Source organism: Metallococcus carri (assembly GCF_011440275.1).
Lineage (GTDB): Bacteria > Actinomycetota > Actinomycetes > Actinomycetales > Dermatophilaceae > Metallococcus > Metallococcus carri.
This window is the reverse complement of the sequence record NZ_JAAOIV010000003.1, coordinates 89,173-107,510: the sequence shown is the minus strand read 5'-3', so window position 1 is coordinate 107,510 and position 18,338 is coordinate 89,173. Positions and strand designations below refer to the sequence as shown.

General features: G+C 65.5%; 26 protein-coding genes and 1 pseudogene. 25 read left to right on the top strand and 2 right to left on the bottom strand.

All coding sequences use genetic code 11. The features are described from left to right. The 21 genes from rpsQ to rplQ all read left to right on the top strand — a co-directional run bounded on the left by rpsQ (position 1) and on the right by rplQ (position 12,479). Positions 1 to 285, top strand: coding sequence for a 30S ribosomal protein S17 (gene rpsQ / locus G9U51_RS05165; RefSeq protein WP_166194258.1), 285 nt, complete (start codon positions 1 to 3; stop codon positions 283 to 285). A gap of 177 nt (positions 286 to 462) precedes the next feature. Then, entirely contained in the window at positions 463 to 831 is a 369-nt protein-coding gene (gene rplN, locus G9U51_RS05160; RefSeq protein ID WP_166194255.1) for a 50S ribosomal protein L14, read from the top strand. A 4-nt stretch (positions 832 to 835) separates the two neighbouring features. Next, positions 836 to 1,177 carry a 50S ribosomal protein L24 gene (gene rplX / locus G9U51_RS05155; protein WP_217361277.1) on the top strand — a complete coding sequence of 114 codons (342 nt, stop codon included), beginning with the start codon at positions 836 to 838 and terminating at the stop codon, positions 1,175 to 1,177. A 1-nt stretch (position 1,178) separates the two neighbouring features. Then, the gene (gene rplE, locus G9U51_RS05150; RefSeq protein ID WP_166194252.1) at positions 1,179 to 1,748 is read left to right on the top strand and encodes a 50S ribosomal protein L5; all 570 of its coding nucleotides are present in this window, start codon (positions 1,179 to 1,181) and stop codon (positions 1,746 to 1,748) included. Between the two features lie 2 nt (positions 1,749 to 1,750). Continuing rightward, complete coding sequence (locus G9U51_RS05145; protein ID WP_048552970.1) at positions 1,751 to 1,936, top strand: type Z 30S ribosomal protein S14; 186 nt, start codon at positions 1,751 to 1,753, stop codon at positions 1,934 to 1,936. A gap of 104 nt (positions 1,937 to 2,040) precedes the next feature. Beyond that, the gene (gene rpsH / locus G9U51_RS05140; RefSeq protein WP_166194250.1) at positions 2,041 to 2,439 is read left to right on the top strand and encodes a 30S ribosomal protein S8; all 399 of its coding nucleotides are present in this window, start codon (positions 2,041 to 2,043) and stop codon (positions 2,437 to 2,439) included. A 24-nt stretch (positions 2,440 to 2,463) separates the two neighbouring features. Continuing rightward, positions 2,464 to 3,003, top strand: a complete 540-nt coding sequence (gene rplF, locus G9U51_RS05135; RefSeq protein ID WP_166194247.1) for a 50S ribosomal protein L6 — start codon at positions 2,464 to 2,466, stop codon at positions 3,001 to 3,003. Positions 3,004 to 3,006: 3 nt separating this feature from the next. Then, complete coding sequence (gene rplR, locus G9U51_RS05130) at positions 3,007 to 3,387, top strand: 50S ribosomal protein L18 (protein WP_166194244.1); 381 nt, start codon at positions 3,007 to 3,009, stop codon at positions 3,385 to 3,387. A gap of 41 nt (positions 3,388 to 3,428) precedes the next feature. Beyond that, positions 3,429 to 4,088, top strand: coding sequence for a 30S ribosomal protein S5 (rpsE, locus tag G9U51_RS05125; protein WP_166194241.1), 660 nt, complete (start codon positions 3,429 to 3,431; stop codon positions 4,086 to 4,088). Next, a complete protein-coding gene (rpmD, locus tag G9U51_RS05120; RefSeq protein ID WP_166194238.1) occupies positions 4,088 to 4,270 on the top strand; it encodes a 50S ribosomal protein L30 in 183 nt (60 codons plus the stop codon). Before rpsE ends, rpmD begins: the two co-directional genes overlap by 1 nt. Before the next feature lie 2 nt (positions 4,271 to 4,272). Beyond that, entirely contained in the window at positions 4,273 to 4,731 is a 459-nt protein-coding gene (gene rplO, locus G9U51_RS05115; RefSeq protein WP_166194235.1) for a 50S ribosomal protein L15, read from the top strand. 262 nt (positions 4,732 to 4,993) lie between these two features. Then, positions 4,994 to 6,301 carry a preprotein translocase subunit SecY gene (gene secY / locus G9U51_RS05110; RefSeq protein ID WP_166194232.1) on the top strand — a complete coding sequence of 436 codons (1,308 nt, stop codon included), beginning with the start codon at positions 4,994 to 4,996 and terminating at the stop codon, positions 6,299 to 6,301. Further along, entirely contained in the window at positions 6,302 to 6,862 is a 561-nt protein-coding gene (locus G9U51_RS05105) for an adenylate kinase (RefSeq protein WP_166194229.1), read from the top strand. It begins immediately after the preceding gene. After that, positions 6,837 to 7,703: a type I methionyl aminopeptidase gene (gene map / locus G9U51_RS05100; RefSeq protein WP_268921487.1), complete on the top strand. Its 867-nt coding sequence runs from the start codon at positions 6,837 to 6,839 to the stop codon at positions 7,701 to 7,703. Before G9U51_RS05105 ends, map begins: the two co-directional genes overlap by 26 nt. Before the next feature lie 616 nt (positions 7,704 to 8,319). Then, entirely contained in the window at positions 8,320 to 8,541 is a 222-nt protein-coding gene (gene infA / locus G9U51_RS05095; RefSeq protein ID WP_006946284.1) for a translation initiation factor IF-1, read from the top strand. Positions 8,542 to 8,609: 68 nt separating this feature from the next. Continuing rightward, positions 8,610 to 8,723, top strand: coding sequence for a 50S ribosomal protein L36 (gene rpmJ, locus G9U51_RS05090; RefSeq protein ID WP_019286332.1), 114 nt, complete (start codon positions 8,610 to 8,612; stop codon positions 8,721 to 8,723). A 209-nt stretch (positions 8,724 to 8,932) separates the two neighbouring features. Beyond that, entirely contained in the window at positions 8,933 to 9,301 is a 369-nt protein-coding gene (gene rpsM, locus G9U51_RS05085; RefSeq protein ID WP_166194226.1) for a 30S ribosomal protein S13, read from the top strand. Positions 9,302 to 9,350: 49 nt separating this feature from the next. After that, positions 9,351 to 9,755 carry a 30S ribosomal protein S11 gene (rpsK, locus tag G9U51_RS05080; protein WP_166194223.1) on the top strand — a complete coding sequence of 135 codons (405 nt, stop codon included), beginning with the start codon at positions 9,351 to 9,353 and terminating at the stop codon, positions 9,753 to 9,755. Between the two features lie 31 nt (positions 9,756 to 9,786). Next, positions 9,787 to 10,395 (top strand): 30S ribosomal protein S4, encoded by a 609-nt coding sequence (gene rpsD, locus G9U51_RS05075; RefSeq protein ID WP_166194220.1) that lies wholly within the window; start codon positions 9,787 to 9,789, stop codon positions 10,393 to 10,395. A gap of 290 nt (positions 10,396 to 10,685) precedes the next feature. Then, positions 10,686 to 11,702 (top strand): DNA-directed RNA polymerase subunit alpha, encoded by a 1,017-nt coding sequence (locus G9U51_RS05070; RefSeq protein WP_166194216.1) that lies wholly within the window; start codon positions 10,686 to 10,688, stop codon positions 11,700 to 11,702. 51 nt (positions 11,703 to 11,753) lie between these two features. Then, positions 11,754 to 12,479 carry a 50S ribosomal protein L17, sunset domain variant gene (gene rplQ, locus G9U51_RS05065; protein ID WP_166194212.1) on the top strand — a complete coding sequence of 242 codons (726 nt, stop codon included), beginning with the start codon at positions 11,754 to 11,756 and terminating at the stop codon, positions 12,477 to 12,479. Positions 12,480 to 12,548: 69 nt separating this feature from the next. Here rplQ and G9U51_RS05060 read toward each other — a convergent pair whose 3' ends face one another. Further along, positions 12,549 to 12,764: a hypothetical protein gene (locus G9U51_RS05060; RefSeq protein WP_166194209.1), complete on the bottom strand. Its 216-nt coding sequence runs from the start codon at positions 12,762 to 12,764 to the stop codon at positions 12,549 to 12,551. Positions 12,765 to 12,891: 127 nt separating this feature from the next. On the opposite strand from G9U51_RS05060, the gene G9U51_RS05055 reads away from it, so the two are divergent. From G9U51_RS05055 to G9U51_RS05040, 4 genes are all read left to right on the top strand, one after another. Continuing rightward, a complete protein-coding gene (locus tag G9U51_RS05055) occupies positions 12,892 to 13,731 on the top strand; it encodes a tRNA pseudouridine synthase A (RefSeq protein ID WP_328823356.1) in 840 nt (279 codons plus the stop codon). Between the two features lie 1,291 nt (positions 13,732 to 15,022). Then, a complete protein-coding gene (locus tag G9U51_RS17975) occupies positions 15,023 to 15,643 on the top strand; it encodes a S8 family serine peptidase (RefSeq protein WP_407941426.1) in 621 nt (206 codons plus the stop codon). Next, positions 15,610 to 16,668: a S8 family serine peptidase gene (locus G9U51_RS17605; RefSeq protein ID WP_166194203.1), complete on the top strand. Its 1,059-nt coding sequence runs from the start codon at positions 15,610 to 15,612 to the stop codon at positions 16,666 to 16,668. The genes G9U51_RS17975 and G9U51_RS17605 overlap by 34 nt, the downstream gene beginning before the upstream one ends. A gap of 130 nt (positions 16,669 to 16,798) precedes the next feature. Further along, positions 16,799 to 17,158, top strand: a complete 360-nt coding sequence (locus G9U51_RS05040) for an SGNH/GDSL hydrolase family protein (protein WP_328823355.1) — start codon at positions 16,799 to 16,801, stop codon at positions 17,156 to 17,158. A 262-nt stretch (positions 17,159 to 17,420) separates the two neighbouring features. Here the strand turns inward: G9U51_RS05040 and G9U51_RS05035 are convergent. Then, positions 17,421 to 18,271, bottom strand: a pseudogene (locus G9U51_RS05035) (IS256 family transposase); the annotation flags it as partial. Positions 18,272 to 18,338: the final 67 nt, after the last annotated feature.

The window sequence follows — 18,338 nt, the reverse complement described above, 5'->3', positions numbered from 1 at the left end:
ATGACCGAGAAGACGGAGCAGGCAGTGAGCACCGACCGCAACTACCGCAAGACCCGCCGCGGCTACGTGGTGAGCGACAAGATGGACAAGACCGTCGTGGTCGAGGTGGAGGACCGCGTCAAGCACGCGCTCTACGGCAAGGTCCAGCGCAAGACCGCTCGCCTCAAGGCGCACGACGAGGCCAACGAATGTGGTGTCGGCGACCGCGTGCTGCTGATGGAGACCCGGCCGCTGTCGGCGCAGAAGCGCTGGCGGGTGGTGCAGGTGCTCGAGAAGGCCAAGTAGACCGCGTTCGCGCGCCTACGCGGATTTCGTCGTAGGGCGGCCCCCGGCCTAGACTGGATGGTCGCCCTACGGCACCCGCCCGCCGCGTGATCGGCAGGCGAAAGACATGTATCCGTTCCACCAGGCTCGGACCCCGATCCGAGGGCCGAGAACCAGTGAGACGACAGGAGAAGAACTGTGATCCAGCAGGAGTCGCGACTGCGCGTCGCCGACAACACCGGTGCCAAGGAGATCTTGTGCATCCGTGTGCTCGGTGGCTCCGGACGTCGCTACGCCGGCATCGGTGACACGATCGTGGCCACCGTGAAGGACGCCATCCCCGGCGGCAACGTCAAGAAGGGCGATGTCGTCAAGGCGGTCATCGTGCGCACCCGCAAGGAGAAGCGCCGCCCGGACGGCAGCTACATCCGCTTTGACGAGAACGCTGCGGTGATCCTCAAGAACGACGGTGACCCCCGGGGCACCCGCATCTTCGGCCCGGTGGGCCGCGAGCTGCGCGACAAGCGGTTCATGAAGATCATCTCGCTCGCGCCGGAGGTGCTCTGAAGCCATGGCGAAGATGAAGATCAAGAAGAACGACCTGGTCCAGGTCATCAGCGGCCCCGACAAGGGCAAGCAGGGCAAGGTCATCGGTGTCAAGACCGAGACCCAGCGGGTCACCGTCGAGGGTGTCAACCGCGTTACCAAGCACCTGCGTGCCGGTCAGCCGGGCCAGGCCAGCGGCGGCATCCAGGTCGTCGAGGCGCCGATCCACGTGAGCAACGTGATGATCGTGGACCCGGAGACCAACCAGCCCACCCGCATCCGCACCCGCGTCGAGCAGGTCGAGCGGGACGGCAAGACCAAGACCGTCCGGACCCGCGTGTCCGTGCGATCGGGCAAGGACTTCTGAGATGACCACCGAAGCCCCCGAGAAGACCGCGCCGCGTCTCAAGCAGCGCTACCAGGACGAGATCAAGCAGGCGCTGCAGAGCGAGTTCGAGTTCGCCAACGTCATGCAGGTGCCGACGGTGACCAAGGTCGTCGTCAACATGGGTGTCGGCGACGCCGCCCGGGACAGCAAGCTCATCGAGGGTGCGATCCGCGACCTGTCGGCGATCACCGGCCAGAAGCCGGCGGTCACCCGCGCCCGCAAGTCCATCGCGCAGTTCAAGCTGCGTGAGGGTATGCCGATCGGTGCCCACACCACCCTGCGCGGTGACCGGATGTGGGAGTTCCTCGACCGGCTCGTCTCGATCGCGCTGCCGCGAATCCGCGACTTCCGCGGTCTGTCGCCGAAGCAGTTCGACGGCAACGGCAACTACACCTTCGGTCTCAACGAGCAGTCGATGTTCCACGAGATCGACCAGGACAAGATCGACCGCGTGCGCGGCATGGACATCACCGTGGTGACCACCGCCCGCACCGACGACGAGGGTCGCGCGCTGCTGCGTCAGCTGGGCTTCCCGTTTAAGGAGAACTGAGCATGGCCAAGACTGCGCTCATCAACAAGGCGAACAAGAAGCCGAAGTTCGCGGTGCGGGCCTACACCCGCTGCCAGCGGTGCGGCCGTCCGCACTCGGTGTACCGCAAGTTCGGGCTGTGCCGTATCTGCCTGCGCGAGATGGCGCACCGTGGCGAACTGCCCGGCGTGACCAAGTCCAGCTGGTAAGCCAGCCACCCGTCATACATCACACTTTCGAAGAAGAACATCTGCACCGTAGGTCGGCCGCGCCAAGCGGCTGAAACCCCGGTGAGAGAGGGCGGAGCAGCCCCATGACCATGACCGATCCGATTGCGGACATGCTGACCCGGGTCCGGAACGCCAATTCGGCGCACCACGACTCGACCAAGATGCCGTACTCGAAGTTGAAGGCCCACATTGCCGAGATCCTGCAGGCGGAGGGCTATATCGCTGGCTTCCGCGTCGAGGACGCCGAGGTGGGCCAGACCCTGATCATCGACCTGAAGTACGGCCCCAACCGGGAGCGTTCCATCGCGGGCGTGCGCCGGGTGAGCAAGCCGGGCCTGCGGGTCTACGCCAAGTCCACCAACCTGCCCAAGGTGCTCGGTGGTCTGGGTGTGGCGATCATTTCCACGTCGTCCGGCCTCCTGACCGACAGGCAGGCGGCCTCCAAGGGTGTGGGCGGGGAAGTCCTCGCCTACGTCTGGTAATTCGGGAAAGAGGAGGAGAAGACAATGTCGCGAATCGGACGTCTCCCCGTCACGATCCCGAACGGTGTCGATGTGACCATCGAGGGTGACTCGGTGGCCGTCAAGGGCCCCAAGGGCGAGCTCGCGCTCACCGTGCCGGCACCCATCACCGTTGCCAAGGGCGACGACGGCTCGATCGAGGTCAGCCGCCCCGACGACGAGCGCGAATCGCGTTCGCGTCACGGCCTGACCCGCAGCCTGATCCACAACATGGTCGTCGGCGTGACCGATGGCTACACCAAGAAGCTGGAGATCCACGGCACGGGTTACCGCGTGACCGCCAAGGGTTCGGACCTGGAGTTCGCCCTCGGTTACAGCCACCCGATCCTGGTGAAGGCGCCGCAGGGCATCACCTTCGCGGTGGAGAACCCGACCCGGTTCTCGGTCTCCGGCATCGACAAGCAGCAGGTCGGCGAGGTTGCGGCGAACATCCGCAAGCTGCGCAAGCCCGACCCCTACAAGGCCAAGGGCGTGCGCTACGAAGGTGAGCACATCCGCCGCAAGGTCGGAAAGGCCGGTAAGTAAGTCATGGCACGCGCAAAAATCGTCAAGCGCTCCACCAGCAAGGCCGCGGCCCGGCTGCGGCGGCACGCCCGGCTGCGCAAGCGCCTGGCCGGCACCGCCGAGCGGCCCCGTCTGGTCGTGTCGCGGTCGTCGCGGCATGTCTTCGTGCAGGTCGTCGACGACAGCATCGGCAAGACCGTTGCGTCGGCGTCGACCATGGAGACCGACCTTCGCTCCTTCGAGGGTGACAAGACCGCCAAGGCGCGCAAGGTGGGCGAGCTGATCGCCTCCCGCGCCAAGGACGCGGGCGTCGACGCAGTCGTCTTCGACCGTGGTGGCAACCGGTATGCCGGTCGGGTGGCCGCGATCGCCGAGGGCGCTCGCGAAGCCGGTCTGGCCCTGTAAGGCTCGATGACCATGTCTATTGCGAAGAAGAGGAATCACTGATGGCTGGACCCCAGCGTCGAGGTGCCGCTGGCTCCGCCCAGGGCGCCGAGAACAGCGAGAACAACGACCGCCGCGGTCGGGGTAACGACCGCGGTGACCGTCGTGACAACCGTCGCGGCAACGACGACCGCAACCAGTACCTGGAGCGCGTCGTCACCATCAACCGCGTCGCCAAGGTCGTGCAGGGTGGCCGCCGCTTCAGCTTCACCGCGCTCGTCGTGGTGGGCGACGGTGAGGGCACCGTGGGCGTCGGCTACGGCAAGGCCAAGGAAGTCCCGACCGCGATCGCCAAGGGCGTCGAGGAGGCGAAGAAGAACTTCTTCCGCGTCCCGACCATCGGTGGCACCATCCCGCACCCGGTGCAGGGTGAGGCCGCTGCCGGTGTGGTGCTGCTGCGTCCGGCCTCGCCCGGTACCGGTGTCATCGCCGGTGGCCCGGTGCGCGCCGTGCTGGAGTGCGCCGGCATCCACGACGTGCTGAGCAAGTCGCTCGGTTCGGACAACGCGATCAACATCGTGCACGCCACGGTGACCGCGTTGAAGGAGCTCGAGCGGCCCGAGGCTGTCGCTGCCCGTCGCGGGCTGCCCGTCGACGCTGTCGCGCCCGTCGCGATGCAGCGGGCGATGGCCGCGGCCGCCGCAGAGAAGGCAGGTGCCTGATGGCGACCCTGAAGGTGACCCAGGTTCGTTCCGAGATCGGTAGCAAGCCGAAGGCCCGCGAGACGCTGCGCTCGCTCGGGCTGAAGCGCATCGGTCACACGGTGGAGAAGGAGGACCGCCCGGAGATCCGCGGCATGGTCCAGGCCGTTCGCCACCTGGTGACGGTGGAGGAGACGAAGTAACGATGGCTGAAGACAAGACCCACGCGCTGAAGGTCCACCACCTTCGGCCCGCGCCGGGTGCGAAGACCGCCAAGACCCGTGTTGGTCGTGGTGAGGGCAGCAAGGGCAAGACCGCCGGCCGCGGCACCAAGGGCACGAGCGCCCGTTACCAGGTGCCGGAGAGCTTCGAGGGTGGTCAGACCCCGCTGCACATGCGTCTGCCGAAGATGCGTGGCTTCAAGAACCCGTTCAAGGTCGAGTACCAGGTCGTGAACCTGGACAAGATCAACGCGCTCTTCCCGTCCGGCGGCGACGTCACGGTCGCCGACCTGGTCGAGGCGGGCGCGGTCCGCAAGGGCCGGCCGGTCAAGGTGCTCGGCACCGGCGAGATCTCGGTCGCGGTGAACCTCACCGTGACCAAGGTGTCGGACTCGGCCAAGCAGAAGATCGAGGCGGCGGGCGGTTCGGTCACCATCGCGTGACCCTGCCCCGCACCTGACGACGTCCCGCGCTGACCTTCGGCCGTATGCCGAAGCAGCCGGGACGTCGTCGCATCTCGGGGCGGCGCCCCGGGGCAGGCTCCTCACCGCCGGAGGGCGGCGAGAGCCTCGACATCCATCGGGTATCGTCAAGTCAGTTTGACCCCCACCGCTTGGCAGCGGCCGAGCATCCACCGTTCGACCCCGCGTGCGACGCGGGCCACGATCTTTAGGTCACGCCCCGGCGTGACTTCAGGAGGAACAGTTGCTCTCGGCTTTCGGTCGCGCCTTCCAGACGCCCGACCTGCGCAAGAAGATCCTCTTCACGCTGGCGATCATGGCGATCTTCCGGTTGGGATCGCATATCCCCACGCCCGGCATCGACTACAACTTGGTCGCGCAATGCCAGAAGGCGGCCGGTGGTGAGCAGACCCTGCTCGGCCTGGCCAACCTCTTCTCCGGCGGTGCGCTGCTGCAGCTGTCGATCTTCGCGCTCGGGATCATGCCGTACATCACGGCCAGCATCATCATCCAGTTGCTCACCGTGGTCATCCCGCGGTTCGAGCAGCTGAAGAAGGAGGGTCAGGCCGGTCAGACCAAGATGACGCAGTACACGCGTTATCTCACGATCGGTCTGGCGCTGCTGCAGTCCTCGACGCTGGTCGCCGGCGCCACCGCGGCGCCCTACCGGCTGCTTGGTGTGTCCCCGTCGGCCTGCCCGACCGTCACCACCGACGACAACATCCCGACCCTGGTGATCATGGTGCTGGTGCTCACCGCCGGCACCGGCCTGATCATGTGGCTCGCCGAGCAGGTGACCGAGCGCGGCGTCGGCAACGGCATGTCGCTGCTGATGCTGACCGCCATCGCGGCCCGCGTGCCCGGCTCGATCTGGTCGATCCGCAGCCAGGGCTGGGGCAAGTTCGCGCTGGTTGTGGTGATGGGCCTGGCGATCACCGTCGCGGTCGTCTTCGTGGAGAACTGCTTCCGGCGCATCCCGGTGCAGTACGCCAAGCGGATGATCGGCCGGCGGATGTATGGCGGCACCTCGACCTACATCCCGCTGAAGCTCAACATGGCCAACGTGATCCCGATCATCTTCGCCAGTTCACTGTTGTCGCTGCCGGTGATGATCACCCAGTTCGCCGGCAGTCAGTCGGGGTGGTCGCAGTGGGTGGCCGAATATCTGGCCCGGGGTGACACCCCGACCTATATGGCGATCTACACCGTGCTGGTGGTCTTCTTCACCTTCTTCTACGTCTCGATCACCTATCAGCCCGATGAGGTGGCCGACAACCTCAAGCAGAGCGGCTCCTTCATCCCGGGTGTCCGCGCAGGATCAGCGACCGCGAAGTACATCAACTACGTGCTGACCCGGGTCACCGTCGTCGGAGCGCTCTACCTGGCGGTCCTGGCACTGATCCCGTTGATCGCGCTCGCCCTGGTGGGTGCGAACTCCAACTTCCCGTTCGGTGGCGCCTCGATCCTCATCCTGGTGGGTGTGGGCCTCGAGACCGTCAAGCAGATCGACTCCAAGCTGCAGCAGCACCACTACGAAGGGTTCCTCCGGTAAATGAAACTCATCATTCTCGGGCCACCCGGGGCCGGCAAGGGCACGCAGGCCGAACGCCTCACGAGCGCACACGGCATACCGCATATCTCCACCGGTGACATCTTCCGGGAGAACATCAAGAACCAGACCGAGCTCGGCCGGCAGGTCAAGGGCATCCTCGACGCGGGCGGCTATGTCACCGACGACATCACCAACGCGATCGTCGCCGACCGGCTGGCGCAGGATGACGCCAAGGCCGGTTTCCTGCTCGACGGTTACCCGCGCACCATCGCCCAGGTGCAGGCGCTGGACGAGATCCTCGGCGACGACAGCCTGACCGCCGTGCTCGAACTCGTCGTCGACGACGAGGAGATCGTGCAGCGGCTGGTGAAGCGCGCCGAGACCAGTGGCCGCAGCGACGACACCGAGGACGTCATCCGCGAGCGGCAGGCGATCTATCACCGCGAGACGGCTCCGCTGTCGGCGGAATACCGCAAGCGCGGGCTGCTCGTCGAGGTCGACGGTGTGGGCTCGATGGACGAGGTCACGGCGCGGCTTGAGCAGGCTCTGGCGGAGCGCTGACCGCGGCGTGTTCGGCCGGGAGAAGCTGCCCACCAAGACCCCCGAGCAGCTGCGGGCGATGCGTCGCGCCGGGCTCGTGGTCGGTGGTTGCCTCGAGCAGCTGCGCGGTGTGGTCGCACCCGGTATGACGACCGCTCACCTCGACGCGGTCGCCGAGGACTTCATCCGGGGCCGGGGAGCAGTGCCCTCGTTCAAGGGTTACCACGGCTTTCCCGGCACGCTGTGTGTCTCGGTGAACGAGGAGGTCGTGCACGGCATACCCGGGCAGCGGGTGATCGAGTCGGGCGACCTGGTCTCCATCGACTGCGGCGCGATCGTCGACGGCTGGCACGGTGACTCGGCGATCACGGTCGCAGTCGGCGAGGTGGGCGCCGAGGACAAGGCTCTGTCACGGGCCACCGAGCAGGCCATGTGGGCCGGTATCGGTGGCTTCCGGGAAGGGCGCGGTGTCTATGAGCTCGGCGGTGACATCGAGGACTCGGTGCGGGCTTCCGGTCGGGAGGCGGGCCTCGCCTTCGAGATCGTCGACGGCTACACCGGCCACGGCATCGGCCAGCAGATGCACATGGAGCCGACCGTCTACAACGAGCGGGTGTCCGCCGCCGGGCCGAAGATCCGGGTGGGCGCGACGGTCGCGATCGAGCCGATGGTGACGCTTGGCGGTTGCGAGACGCACGAGCTCGAGGACGACTGGACCGTGGTCACCGACGATGGTGCGCGCGCCGCCCATTGGGAGCACACGGTCGCCCTGACCGAGCACGGTCTGTGGGTGCTCACCGCCCTCGACGGCGGGGAAGCCGAACTCACCGCGCGCGGCCTGCCCTTCGGCCCGCTGGACTGACCAGCTCGCTGCTGCACGCTCGCGCTGCTCCTGCCCTGAGTCGTTCGCAGCGGCTTGGGGCGGGTGGATGCCGCTGGTGCTGACGGCGTCATCAGGACCTGGCTTGTGTCAGTCGCTGCGGCTTTGTTCGTGCCGCTGGTGCTGACGGTCGGTCGTGGCGGGGCCTGGGGTCAGCGGCTGCGGCTTTGTTCGTGCCGCTGGTGCTGACGGGTCACCAGAACCCGGGCTTGTGTCAGCCGCAACGGGCTCCTTCATCTCGTCACCTGCGGACGCTGGCGGGTCGTTTGGCCAGGGTCCGTGTCAAGGAGCACTCCATGCGTCTGGGTTGCGGACGCTGGCGGGTCGCGGAGCGGGCGTCCGAACCTGGTATGGCGAGGTTGCACCCGCCCGCACCTTCCGCCGGGTCCGCCCGCTGGTTGCACCCGCGCTGTCAACGCGTCGATTTGGGCGGTGTGCCGGGGTCACGGTAATCTGGTGCGTCGGCCGGAGTGTGTCCAATGCTCCGTGCCGGCTTCGAGGTCCCGCTCAACCGGAGCGAGGCCGTCAGCACAGCCGTTCGGTGACCACGGGGGAGTCGATCCCTCGCGGGCGCAGAACGCAGGAGTATGTGGAGGATATGGCCAAGAAGGACGGTGTCATCGAGATCGAGGGCACGATCGTCGAGGCTCTCCCGAACGCAATGTTCCGGGTGGAGCTCACCAACGGTCACAAGGTGCTCGCTCACATCTCGGGCAAGATGCGCCAGCACTACATCCGGATCCTCCCCGAGGACCGTGTGGTGGTGGAGCTCAGCCCATATGACCTGACCCGCGGCCGCATCGTCTTCCGCTACCGCTAACCGACTCCGCTGACAACACCGTTCGCAACGCCGGGGAAACCCGGCCCGACTTCAAGACAAAAGGTGCGATGAAGGTCCAGCCGAGCGTCAAGAAGATCTGCGACAAGTGCAAGGTGATCCGCCGCAACGGCCGGGTCATGGTGATCTGCGAGAACGCCCGCCACAAGCAGCGGCAGGGCTGATCGCGCGCCATACCGCGCACGAGTCGTGTCTTCGTAGGACGCAGACGAACAACTGAATACCCCTAGATCCGCACCGCCCGACCCCGGCATACCTCTGCCGGACGGCACCCTCGGCTCGGAGGCCGAGGACCCGCACCACCCACTCCGGGTGACCACGGGACCGGCGAGTGCACCAGACCTCCGGACGATCAACCAAGGAGAACGCCACCATGGCACGACTCATCGGTGTCGACCTGCCGCGCGACAAGCGCGTCGAGGTCGGCCTGACCTACATCTTCGGCGTGGGCAAGACCCGCGCCGCGGAGGCGCTGGAAGCCACCGGCGTCAGCCCGGACACTCGCATCCGTGACCTCAGCGAGGAGGAGCTGGTCAAGCTCCGCGACCACTTGGAGCAGTACCGCCTCGAGGGCGACCTGCGCCGCGAGGTTGCTGCAGACATCCGTCGCAAGGTCGAAATCGGTTCCTACGCGGGCCTGCGCCACCGTCGTGGCCTGCCCGTCCACGGGCAGCGCACCAAGACCAACGCGCGCACCCGCAAGGGCCCGAAGAAGACCATCGCGGGCAAGAAGAAGAAGTAAGCCCGCGGACCACCGCTGACTTCACGAAGACGAGAGATTCGAGATAGCTATGCCTCCCAAGAGCCGTCAGGCCTCCGGCGCCAAGAAGGTGCGCCGCAAGGAGAAGAAGAACGTTGCTGCGGGCCACGCGTACATCCGCAGCACCTTCAACAACACCATCGTTTCCATCACCGACCCGACCGGTGCGGTGATCTCGTGGGCCTCGGCCGGCCAGGTCGGCTTCAAGGGCTCGCGTAAGTCCACCCCGTATGCCGCCCAGATGGCGGCCGAGGCCGCCGCCCGCCGCGCCATCGAGCACGGCATGCGCAAGGTCGAGGTGTTCGTCAAGGGCCCGGGCTCGGGCCGCGAGACCGCGATCCGCTCGTTGGCCGCTGCCGGCCTCGAGGTCGGCGCGATCCAGGACGTCACCCCGCAGGCCCACAACGGTGTCCGCCAGCCGAAGCGTCGCGGCTGACCCGACGAGACATCGAAGGAGAGATTGACCTATGGCCCGTTACACCGGACCCATCACCAAGAAGTCCCGTCGGCTCAAGACCGACCTCGTCGGTGGCGACAAGAACTTCGAAATGCGCCCCTTCCCGCCCGGCCAGCACGGCCGCGGCCGGGTGCAGGAGAAGGAATACCTGACCCAGCTGCAGGAGAAGCAGAAGGCCCGCTTCACCTACGGCGTGATGGAGAAGCAGTTCTCCCGCTACTACAAGGAGGCGGCGCGCCGCACCGGCAAGACCGGTGAGAACCTGCTGTCGATCCTGGAGTCGCGCCTCGACAACGTGATCTACCGCGCCGGTCTGGCCCGCACCCGTCGTGCCGCCCGCCAGCTGGTGACCCACGGTCACTTCGAGGTCAACGGCAAGCGCGTGGACGTCCCGTCATACCGCGTCTCGCAGTACGACATCATCACCGTGCGCGAGAACTCCCGGGAGATCTTCCCGCTGCAGCTTGCGCGGGAGACCTTCGGCGACCGCCCGATCCCGGCGTGGATGCACGTCGTGCCGGGCACGCTGCAGATCCTCATCCACAGCCTGCCCACCCGTGAGCAGATCGACATCCCGCTCACCGAGCAGCTCATCGTCGAGTACTACTCGAAGAACTGATCGTCCGGCGCTTCGCGCCGTCCGCTCAGTCCTTCGATTCCTTTTGTTCGATCTCCTCCTCCGGAAGGCGGGTCGCAAGCTCCCCGCCTCCCGGCATCGTCGATCGAACGAGGCCCGCTCGCACGCTCGCGGGTCGTGGGGAGGATGGCCGTTCTCGGCCGCCCCTCCCCGCCCCGCCGGTTGAGCAAGGCCGACGAAGGAGGCCGCGTCGAAACCTGGCGGGCTACAACTTCATACTGATCACTGCAATGGGCGTCATATAGCGGTCGCCCCACGCGAAAGGAAAATACGTGCTCATCGCACAGCGTCCCTCGCTCAGCGAGGAAGTCGTCGCCGAGAACCGCTCCCGGTTCGTCATCGAGCCGCTGGAGCCGGGCTTCGGCTACACCCTCGGCAACTCCCTGCGCCGCACCCTGCTCTCCAGCATCCCCGGCGCCTCCGTGACCAGCCTGCGCATCGACGGTGTGCAGCACGAGTTCTCCACGATCCCCGGGGTCAAGGAGGATGTCACCGAGATCATCCTGAACATCAAGGGCCTGGTCGTCTCCTCCGAGCACGACGAGCCGGTCGTCATGTACCTGCGCAAGCAGGGCCCCGGTGTGGTCACCGCCGCGGACATCGCGCCGCCGGCCGGTGTCGAGGTGCACAACCCCGACCTGGTTATCGCCACGCTCAACGACAAGGGCAAGATCGAGATGGAGCTGACCGTCGAGCGCGGCCGCGGCTACGTCTCGGCCCAGCAGAACAAGTCCGCTGACCAGGAGATCGGGCGCATCCCGGTCGACTCGATCTACAGCCCGGTGCTCGCCGTGACCTACAAGGTCGAGGCGACCCGTGTCGAGCAGCGCACCGACTTCGACAAGCTCATCGTCGACGTCGAGACCAAGAACTCGATGGCACCGCGCGACGCGATGGCGTCGGCCGGCAAGACCCTGGTCGAGCTGTTCGGCCTGGCCCGCGAGCTCAACGTCGAGGCCGAGGGCATCGACATGGGCCCGTCCGCCAGCGACGCCGCGATGGCCGCCGACATGGCGCTGCCGATCGAGGACCTCGACCTGACCGTCCGGTCCTACAACTGCCTCAAGCGCGAGGGCATCCACACCGTGGGTGAGCTCGTCGGGCGCAGCGAGGCCGACCTGCTCGACATCCGCAACTTCGGTGCGAAGTCGATCGACGAGGTCAAGGACAAGCTGACCGAGATGGGCCTGCAGCTGAAGGACAGCCCGCCCGGGTTCGACGCCTCGGTCATCGCCGACCGTTACGACGACGACTCGGACGCCGGCTTCGCCGAGGACGAGCAGTACTGAGCCGCTGAATCACGCTGTGGCACAGCGTGATTCGTAGACCAAGGAGAAATCATGCCTACCCCTACCAAGGGTCCCCGCATCGGCGGCGGTCCCGCGCACGAGCGGCTCATCCTGGCCAACCTGGCCACGGCGCTCTTCGAGCACGACCGCATCACCACCACCGAGGCCAAGGCCAAGCGGCTGCGTCCGCTCGCCGAGCGGCTGGTCACCTTCGCCAAGCGCGGTGACCTGCACGCTCGTCGCCGGGTGCTGACCGTCGTCCGCGACAAGGGCGTCGTGCACCGCCTGTTCACCGAGATCGCGCCGGACATGGCCGACCGCCAGGGTGGTTACACCCGGATCACCAAGATCGCGCCGCGCAAGGGCGACAACGCCCCGATGGCCGTGATCGAGCTCGTCCGCGAGCCGGTGAACGCCAAGCCGAAGCGCGCCGTCGTCGCCGAGGCGGAGGCCGCCACCAAGCGCTCCGCCAAAGACAAGGACGCCGCGGCCGAGGCGAAGGCCGAGGAGTCCACCGAGCCGGCGACGCTGGCCGAGGGTGCCGCGGCGACGGACGGCGGCTACGGTGCCGAGTCCGCCGCCCCGCTCGAGGACGGCGCATCGCCCGACCCCTCGAAGTTCGACGTCAAGGGCAACAAGGACTCGATGAAGTACCACGTGCCCGGTTCGCGCTGGTACGACTCGACCGTCGCCGAAGTGTGGTTCACCTCCGGTGAGGCCGCAGCCGCCGCCGGCTTCGAGCCGGCCGGTGGCGAGGACGCGCAGAAGGAAGACTGAGCGTCCGGCATACGCCGATAGTGAGGGGCCCTGCATCGATCACGGTGCGGGGCCTCTCGACGTTGTCGGTCAGGAAGGGCCGAAGCCGCCGTCGGAACCCCTCATGCCGGTCCGGTGCTGCTGCATGCTGCGGAACGCCTCGGGCGCGGCACTGCCGAGGTCTTGCTCAAACAACCGATCGCGACGCGCGCCGCGCAGGTTCCAGTGACCGTTGCGGACCTTGTCGATCACGAAGACGACCGCGCACAACACGACGATGAAACCGATGACCCACAACCAGAACATGGAGCCTCCCCTGAGTAGCCCGTCCGGCCTGGACGGTCTGGCGCACAGCGTATGCCGGTCGGGGCCGCGGGTGGCGACTCAGACGCGCACGGCGCCGTCGGTGGGACAGCGGCGTAGGCTCGCGGTCGTGCGGCTGCGGATCGATTTCGGGTATGACGGCACCGACTTCTCCGGGTGGGCCGCGCAGCCGGGGTTGCGCACGGTGGAGGACGTCTTGTCCGAAGGCTTCGGCCGGATCCTGCGCACTGACCCGCCGAGACTCACGGTCGCCGGTCGGACGGATGCCGGCGTGCACGCGCGGGGCGCGGTCTGTCACCTCGACGTGTTGCCCGAGGCGTATGCCGCCCTGCCGGGCCGCTCGACCCGTTCGCCGGCGGAGGCTGCGGTGACCCGGCTGAACGGCGTGCTGCCGGCGGATGTGCGGGTGCATCGGGTGGCCGAGGCGGCGGAGGGTTTCGATGCTCGCTTCTCGGCGACCTCGCGGCGCTACCTCTACCGGATCGCGGATGCTGAGGCGGTCCAGGATCCATTGCGCCGCCGCGACACGCTGTGGCTGCGGTCGGTGCTATCGGTCGATGCGTTGAATGCAGCATCGGCAAACCTGTTGGGGCTCAAGGACTTTGCCGCGTTCTGCAAGCAGCGCGAAGGTGCGACGACGGTGCGGACCTTGCTGGCGTATTCGTGGCGTCGGGCCTCCGACGGGGTGCTGGAAGGCACGGTCGTGGCCGACGCGTTCTGCCACTCGATGGTGCGCTCGCTGGTGGGCGCCGTGGTGCCGGTCGCCGAGGGCAAGCGCGGCGTTGAGTGGCCGGGGGAGGTGCTGGCTGCCGGTCGCCGCGACCCTGCGGTCGCGGTGATGCCGGCGCACGGTCTCAGCCTGGAAGAGGTCACCTACCCGCCCGATGCCAAACTCGCGGTGCGCGCGAACCAGGCACGCGCCATACGGACGCTTCCCGGCCCCGACTGAGCGAGCGGCGGGGAACGCTCTCGCCCGCAGCCATCGGGTGCCCGCGAAGGGCTAGCGCTGCCGTCGGACAAGTGGTTTCATGGTGGTCTGCGCGTAGGAGGCACGTCATGACCATCAAACGCGCTGTAGCGCTCGCAATGGCCGCGACGGTCGGGTCCTTCTTACTTGGGAGCTGTGGATCGGAGGTCGCTGCGCCTGGCCAGACGCAGGCCACCAAGCCGCCGCCGCCTGTGAAGACGAGCGAGCCGGAGGTCGGGGCGTCGGCGTTGCCCTCGGAGACTAACTTGGGACCGCGGCCAGGTCGTGCCCGGCTTGTTGTCAAGCGTGCTGGCGCTGGCTTGAGGTTCTCCGGCACTTGCCCGCTCCCATCGAAATCTGTTGCCATCAACGTGTCTGGGCGAAACGCTAGCGATGAATCGCTCGCGGTGTTGACTGCTGACGTCGACCCGCGCACGGGGAGATACACAGCACGCACCGTCCTTCTTTACGCGGCGGGACATGAGCGTGCCCCCTTCGAACGAGCGCAGACCCTCTGCTTTTCGAGCGGGCGTGGCGACAAGGCGCCGACCGATGCGGATTTGATCGCCTCAAGCACATTGACGCCAGTAAAATGAATTCACGCAAGAAGCCCACGATATGGAGCTATTTTGCTCCCGGGTATTTCGTCGCCAGTATGACGCTCGTGCTTGCGCTAGGAGGGTGTCGCTCCAGCAGTCAGGAAATCATCGTCGCAGGGGGCTCTGTTCAGTATCTAACCGCACCGGGCAAGGGGGTCGTGTCATACGTGGTCTTGCGCGGCTACTTTTCGATCAGCGGCCAGTGTTTGCAATTTGTCACAGTTGACGGGGAAGCGCACACGCCCGTCCTGTACACCAACGGCGTCAAGCCACTGGGCGAACCTCTCAACGCCATAGAGGTGACCGCCGAGAGTCGGCGTTACCCCCATTGGGCCGCGCGGCACTCGATACTGGCTCGCTAGTCAGTCTCGCTCCGACAACATGCCGGTCATCCGCGGATGTCCGCGAACCAGTCCAGTTGACGTGTTTGGCTGATGCAGTGATGAAATTTCGCTCTGCGGTAGTTCTTACCATCGTGATGGTTACAATGCTGGCTGTCGCAAACAGCACCATTGCCGTCGCTAGGGACTCGGCCAGTTCAAATGGGCGGTTTATCGTAATGCTCCAACCGGGGAGCGAGTGCCAGTGACCTCACCCGTGTTATAGATGACGCGCGCCGGATCGGTGCTGGCGTGGATCAATACTATACGCATCTGCGAGGTTTCTCTGGAATAATGACGACCGCGAGAGCCCTAGCACTACGAAAGAACCCGGCCGTCGCGATAGTTGAGCGGGATGGATGGTCGAGTATGTCGGACGTGCAGAACGGGGCCCCATGGGGGTTGGACAGGTTGGATCAACGATCGCTGCCATTGGACACAAAGTTCCGCTATTCATCTACGGGTCAGGGAGTCCAAGTTTACGTAGTTGACTCCGGAATAAACGCCGCCAGCGTTGATTTTTCGGGCCAGATTGGGGCGGGTTACGTGGCGGCATATGATGGCGGAACGGTTAATGACTGTGCGGGCCACGGAACACATGTGGCTGGAATTATTGCCGGCACCACGTACGGCGTCGCCAAGGCGGCCACAATCATCCCCGTGAGAATCTTCGCCTGTGGGTCCCAGTCTGCGCGAAACAGCGACATCATGAAAGGGTTAAACTGGATTCTTTCGCGGTCCCATGTTGGAGTTCGGGATGTTATCAACATGAGTTTTGGAACGGGTGGAGTGAGAGACCCTGCTATAGATTCGGCGGTCAGCTCTCTACATGACGCCGGTTTCACTATGGTTGCGTCAGGCCCGAATGCGAACATCGACGCGTGCAGCGAATCGCCCGGGGGAATCCCGGCGTAATATCGGTTGGAAGCACCGATTCTAACGACGTCAAGCAGGATGGATCCGGGTGGGGATCGTGCATTGGACTGTTCGCGCCAGGTGTGAATATCCAATCGGACTGGATAGGCGGTCCCGAGGCGACCGCGACGATTTCGGGGACGTCCATGGCCGCGCCTCACGTGGCAGGTGCAGCGGCCGCCTACCTGGCCGACAACTCGGCCAACACCTCTCCCGACACTGTCGCTAGCGCACTCTTGGGGAGGGCGACCGTGGGCGCCGTTGTCAACCCGGGAACGAACACCCCGAACCGCCTGCTGTACAGTCCGCCGCCGACAACAGGAAGTGTTGATGTAGTTAATGCTGGAGCGCTCTCTGCGTGGCGGTCGGCGATGTCCAATGCTGTCGGGCAGTCGGTAAAGCTGGGGGTCGCGGGAGATTCAGTGTTTGAGGGTCAAGGGGTCTCGCCCGGTCCGAGCGCTCTTAGTAACCGGGTGATCGAAAAGCTGCAGAGCAAGATCCGGGCTAAGAGTTCCATCCCGTACTGCTATACGGATCCGACTGTATATCGCAAATCGTCGACGCTCATTCCAGGTTGGTATCAGTCGTCTCCTCAGATGGAGTCGGCGGAGGTGCCGAAGAGCGGACCTGTGAACGATGCGTGGCTCCGCGACTCTACTGTCGGTCCTGGCGGCCGCGCTGCGCACCTGGAACTCAAAGGTGACAGCGCCTCTAATGTGCAGGCCCGAGGTACGAGCGCGACTTTCTCCGGCGTGTTCACCAAAGTTGATATCGACTACTACGCCAGCGCTTGGGGTCGGCGCATCGAGGTTGTCGTGGACGGCGTCGTTGTGCTCAATACTCCGACCTATCTTCAGCTCGGGGCATACGAGTACAAACCCATGCGATTCACGTGGAGTCAACCAAGTGGTGCTGCCGCCCAGCACACTGTGGTAGTAACTGCCATTAGGGATACGAGGTTCTTTGGAGGCTCAGTTGTCCTCGTGGGTTCACGCCCTATGATGCGGATCAGGCTCGCTGCGTGAAGGTCCTCGACCTAAGTCACGGCGGGTTTGGTGTTCACTTCCTGTTGACGTACTCGCCCCAGGTTGTCCGCGATAACGTCTTGGTGGGAGATGGTTCGGCCTCTCTGGCGGTGCGTCCGTTCCTCGGGGACTGGACTTGCTGGCTTTTGAGTATGGATACAACGACCCTGAATATTACACGCCAGCAGAGTTCGGAGTCGCGTTGCGACAATTGATCTCGCAGACTAGGGCGAACGGATATTCGGGCCCGATCGTATTGGTCGGAATGCCCCAGCCGAACATGGCGCCAGAATGGAAATCGAAAGACTGGGGGGCGTATCTGGCGGAAATGAAGGCGATCGCAGCGGTTCAATCCAATAACGTCGCATACATCGGATTGAACAACGCTATGCCTGCCTATCCGAATGGGCCCTATTGGGCAGACACGGTGCATCTTAATGAGGCTGGTTGTGACCTGGCGGCGCAGTTATTGACCAACGTGCTCGGGTAAGGATGTCTTCTATAGTTCGCCTCCGCCGCGTTGCCCGAGGCGTCCGAAACCGCGACCATTGCCGCCTCCGCATGATGCTCACCGGCGGCGCACTCACTCACCCTCACCTCAGGTAGGAAGAGCCCGTTAGAACGCGGCTCGACCGACGAGAAGGCGCCGTTCGGCCGACGATCTTCCGTCAACGTGAGTGGTGCTCTTTCGTCAGGTGGGGGTGTCCCTACGACGGGAGTGTCCGTTTAGCGGTGTAACTGGCGTTGTTCATTTAAAGGTTCTCCGCTGCGGGCATGCGGTCGGCGAAGGTGACGGCGAACGCGTTCAGCGCTGGCTTCCACCGCATGGTCCAGCGTGCCTGACCGGTGCCCTTGGGGTCCAGGGACCGGGTCACCAGGTACAGCGTCTTGAGCGCGGCTTGCTCGGTTGGGAAGTGCCCTTTGGCGGTGACAGCACGCCGGTAGCGGGCGTTCAACGACTCGATGACGTTGGTGCTGCATAGGACTCGGCGGATCTCCACGTCGTAGTCCAGGAAGGGAACGAACTACTCCCACGCGTCACGCCACAGCCGGGAGATCGCTGGGTACATCGCCGCCCAGGTTTCTTCGAACTGCTCGAACGCTGCCCATGCCGCGTCCGCTGAGGGTGCGGTGTAGATCGGGCGCAGGTCCTTAGCGATCCGCTCCCAGTACTTCTTGGAGGCGTACCGGAAGGTGCCGCGGATGAGGTGGATGATGCAGGTCTGGACGGTCGCGAGCGGGAACACTGCGTTCGCTGAGTCCGGGAGCCCCTTGAGCCCATCGCACACGATGAAGAACACGTCGGTCACGCCGCCGCCGCGTACACCGGCAGCAACGGGCGGGCACACCAGTCGGTCATCTCACCGATCACCCGGTCGGTGATCACGCTAATCCTGTCCTTGGACAACGACGCACCGTAGACCTCGGCGAAATGCGAACTGATCTCGCCGGTACTCAGGCCTTTGGCGTACAGCGATAACACCATGGTGTCGACATCGCCCAGGCGGCGTTGCCGCTTCTTGACGATGACCGGGCCGACGTTATCGGTCAGCACGGTCTTGGTACGGGTTCCGTTGCGGGAGTTGCCGCCATCACGACCCGCCACACGACCTTCATAGCATTTCTCAGACTCGCCGGTGGCGGGGTGTACCTCGACCGGCGATAAGGCG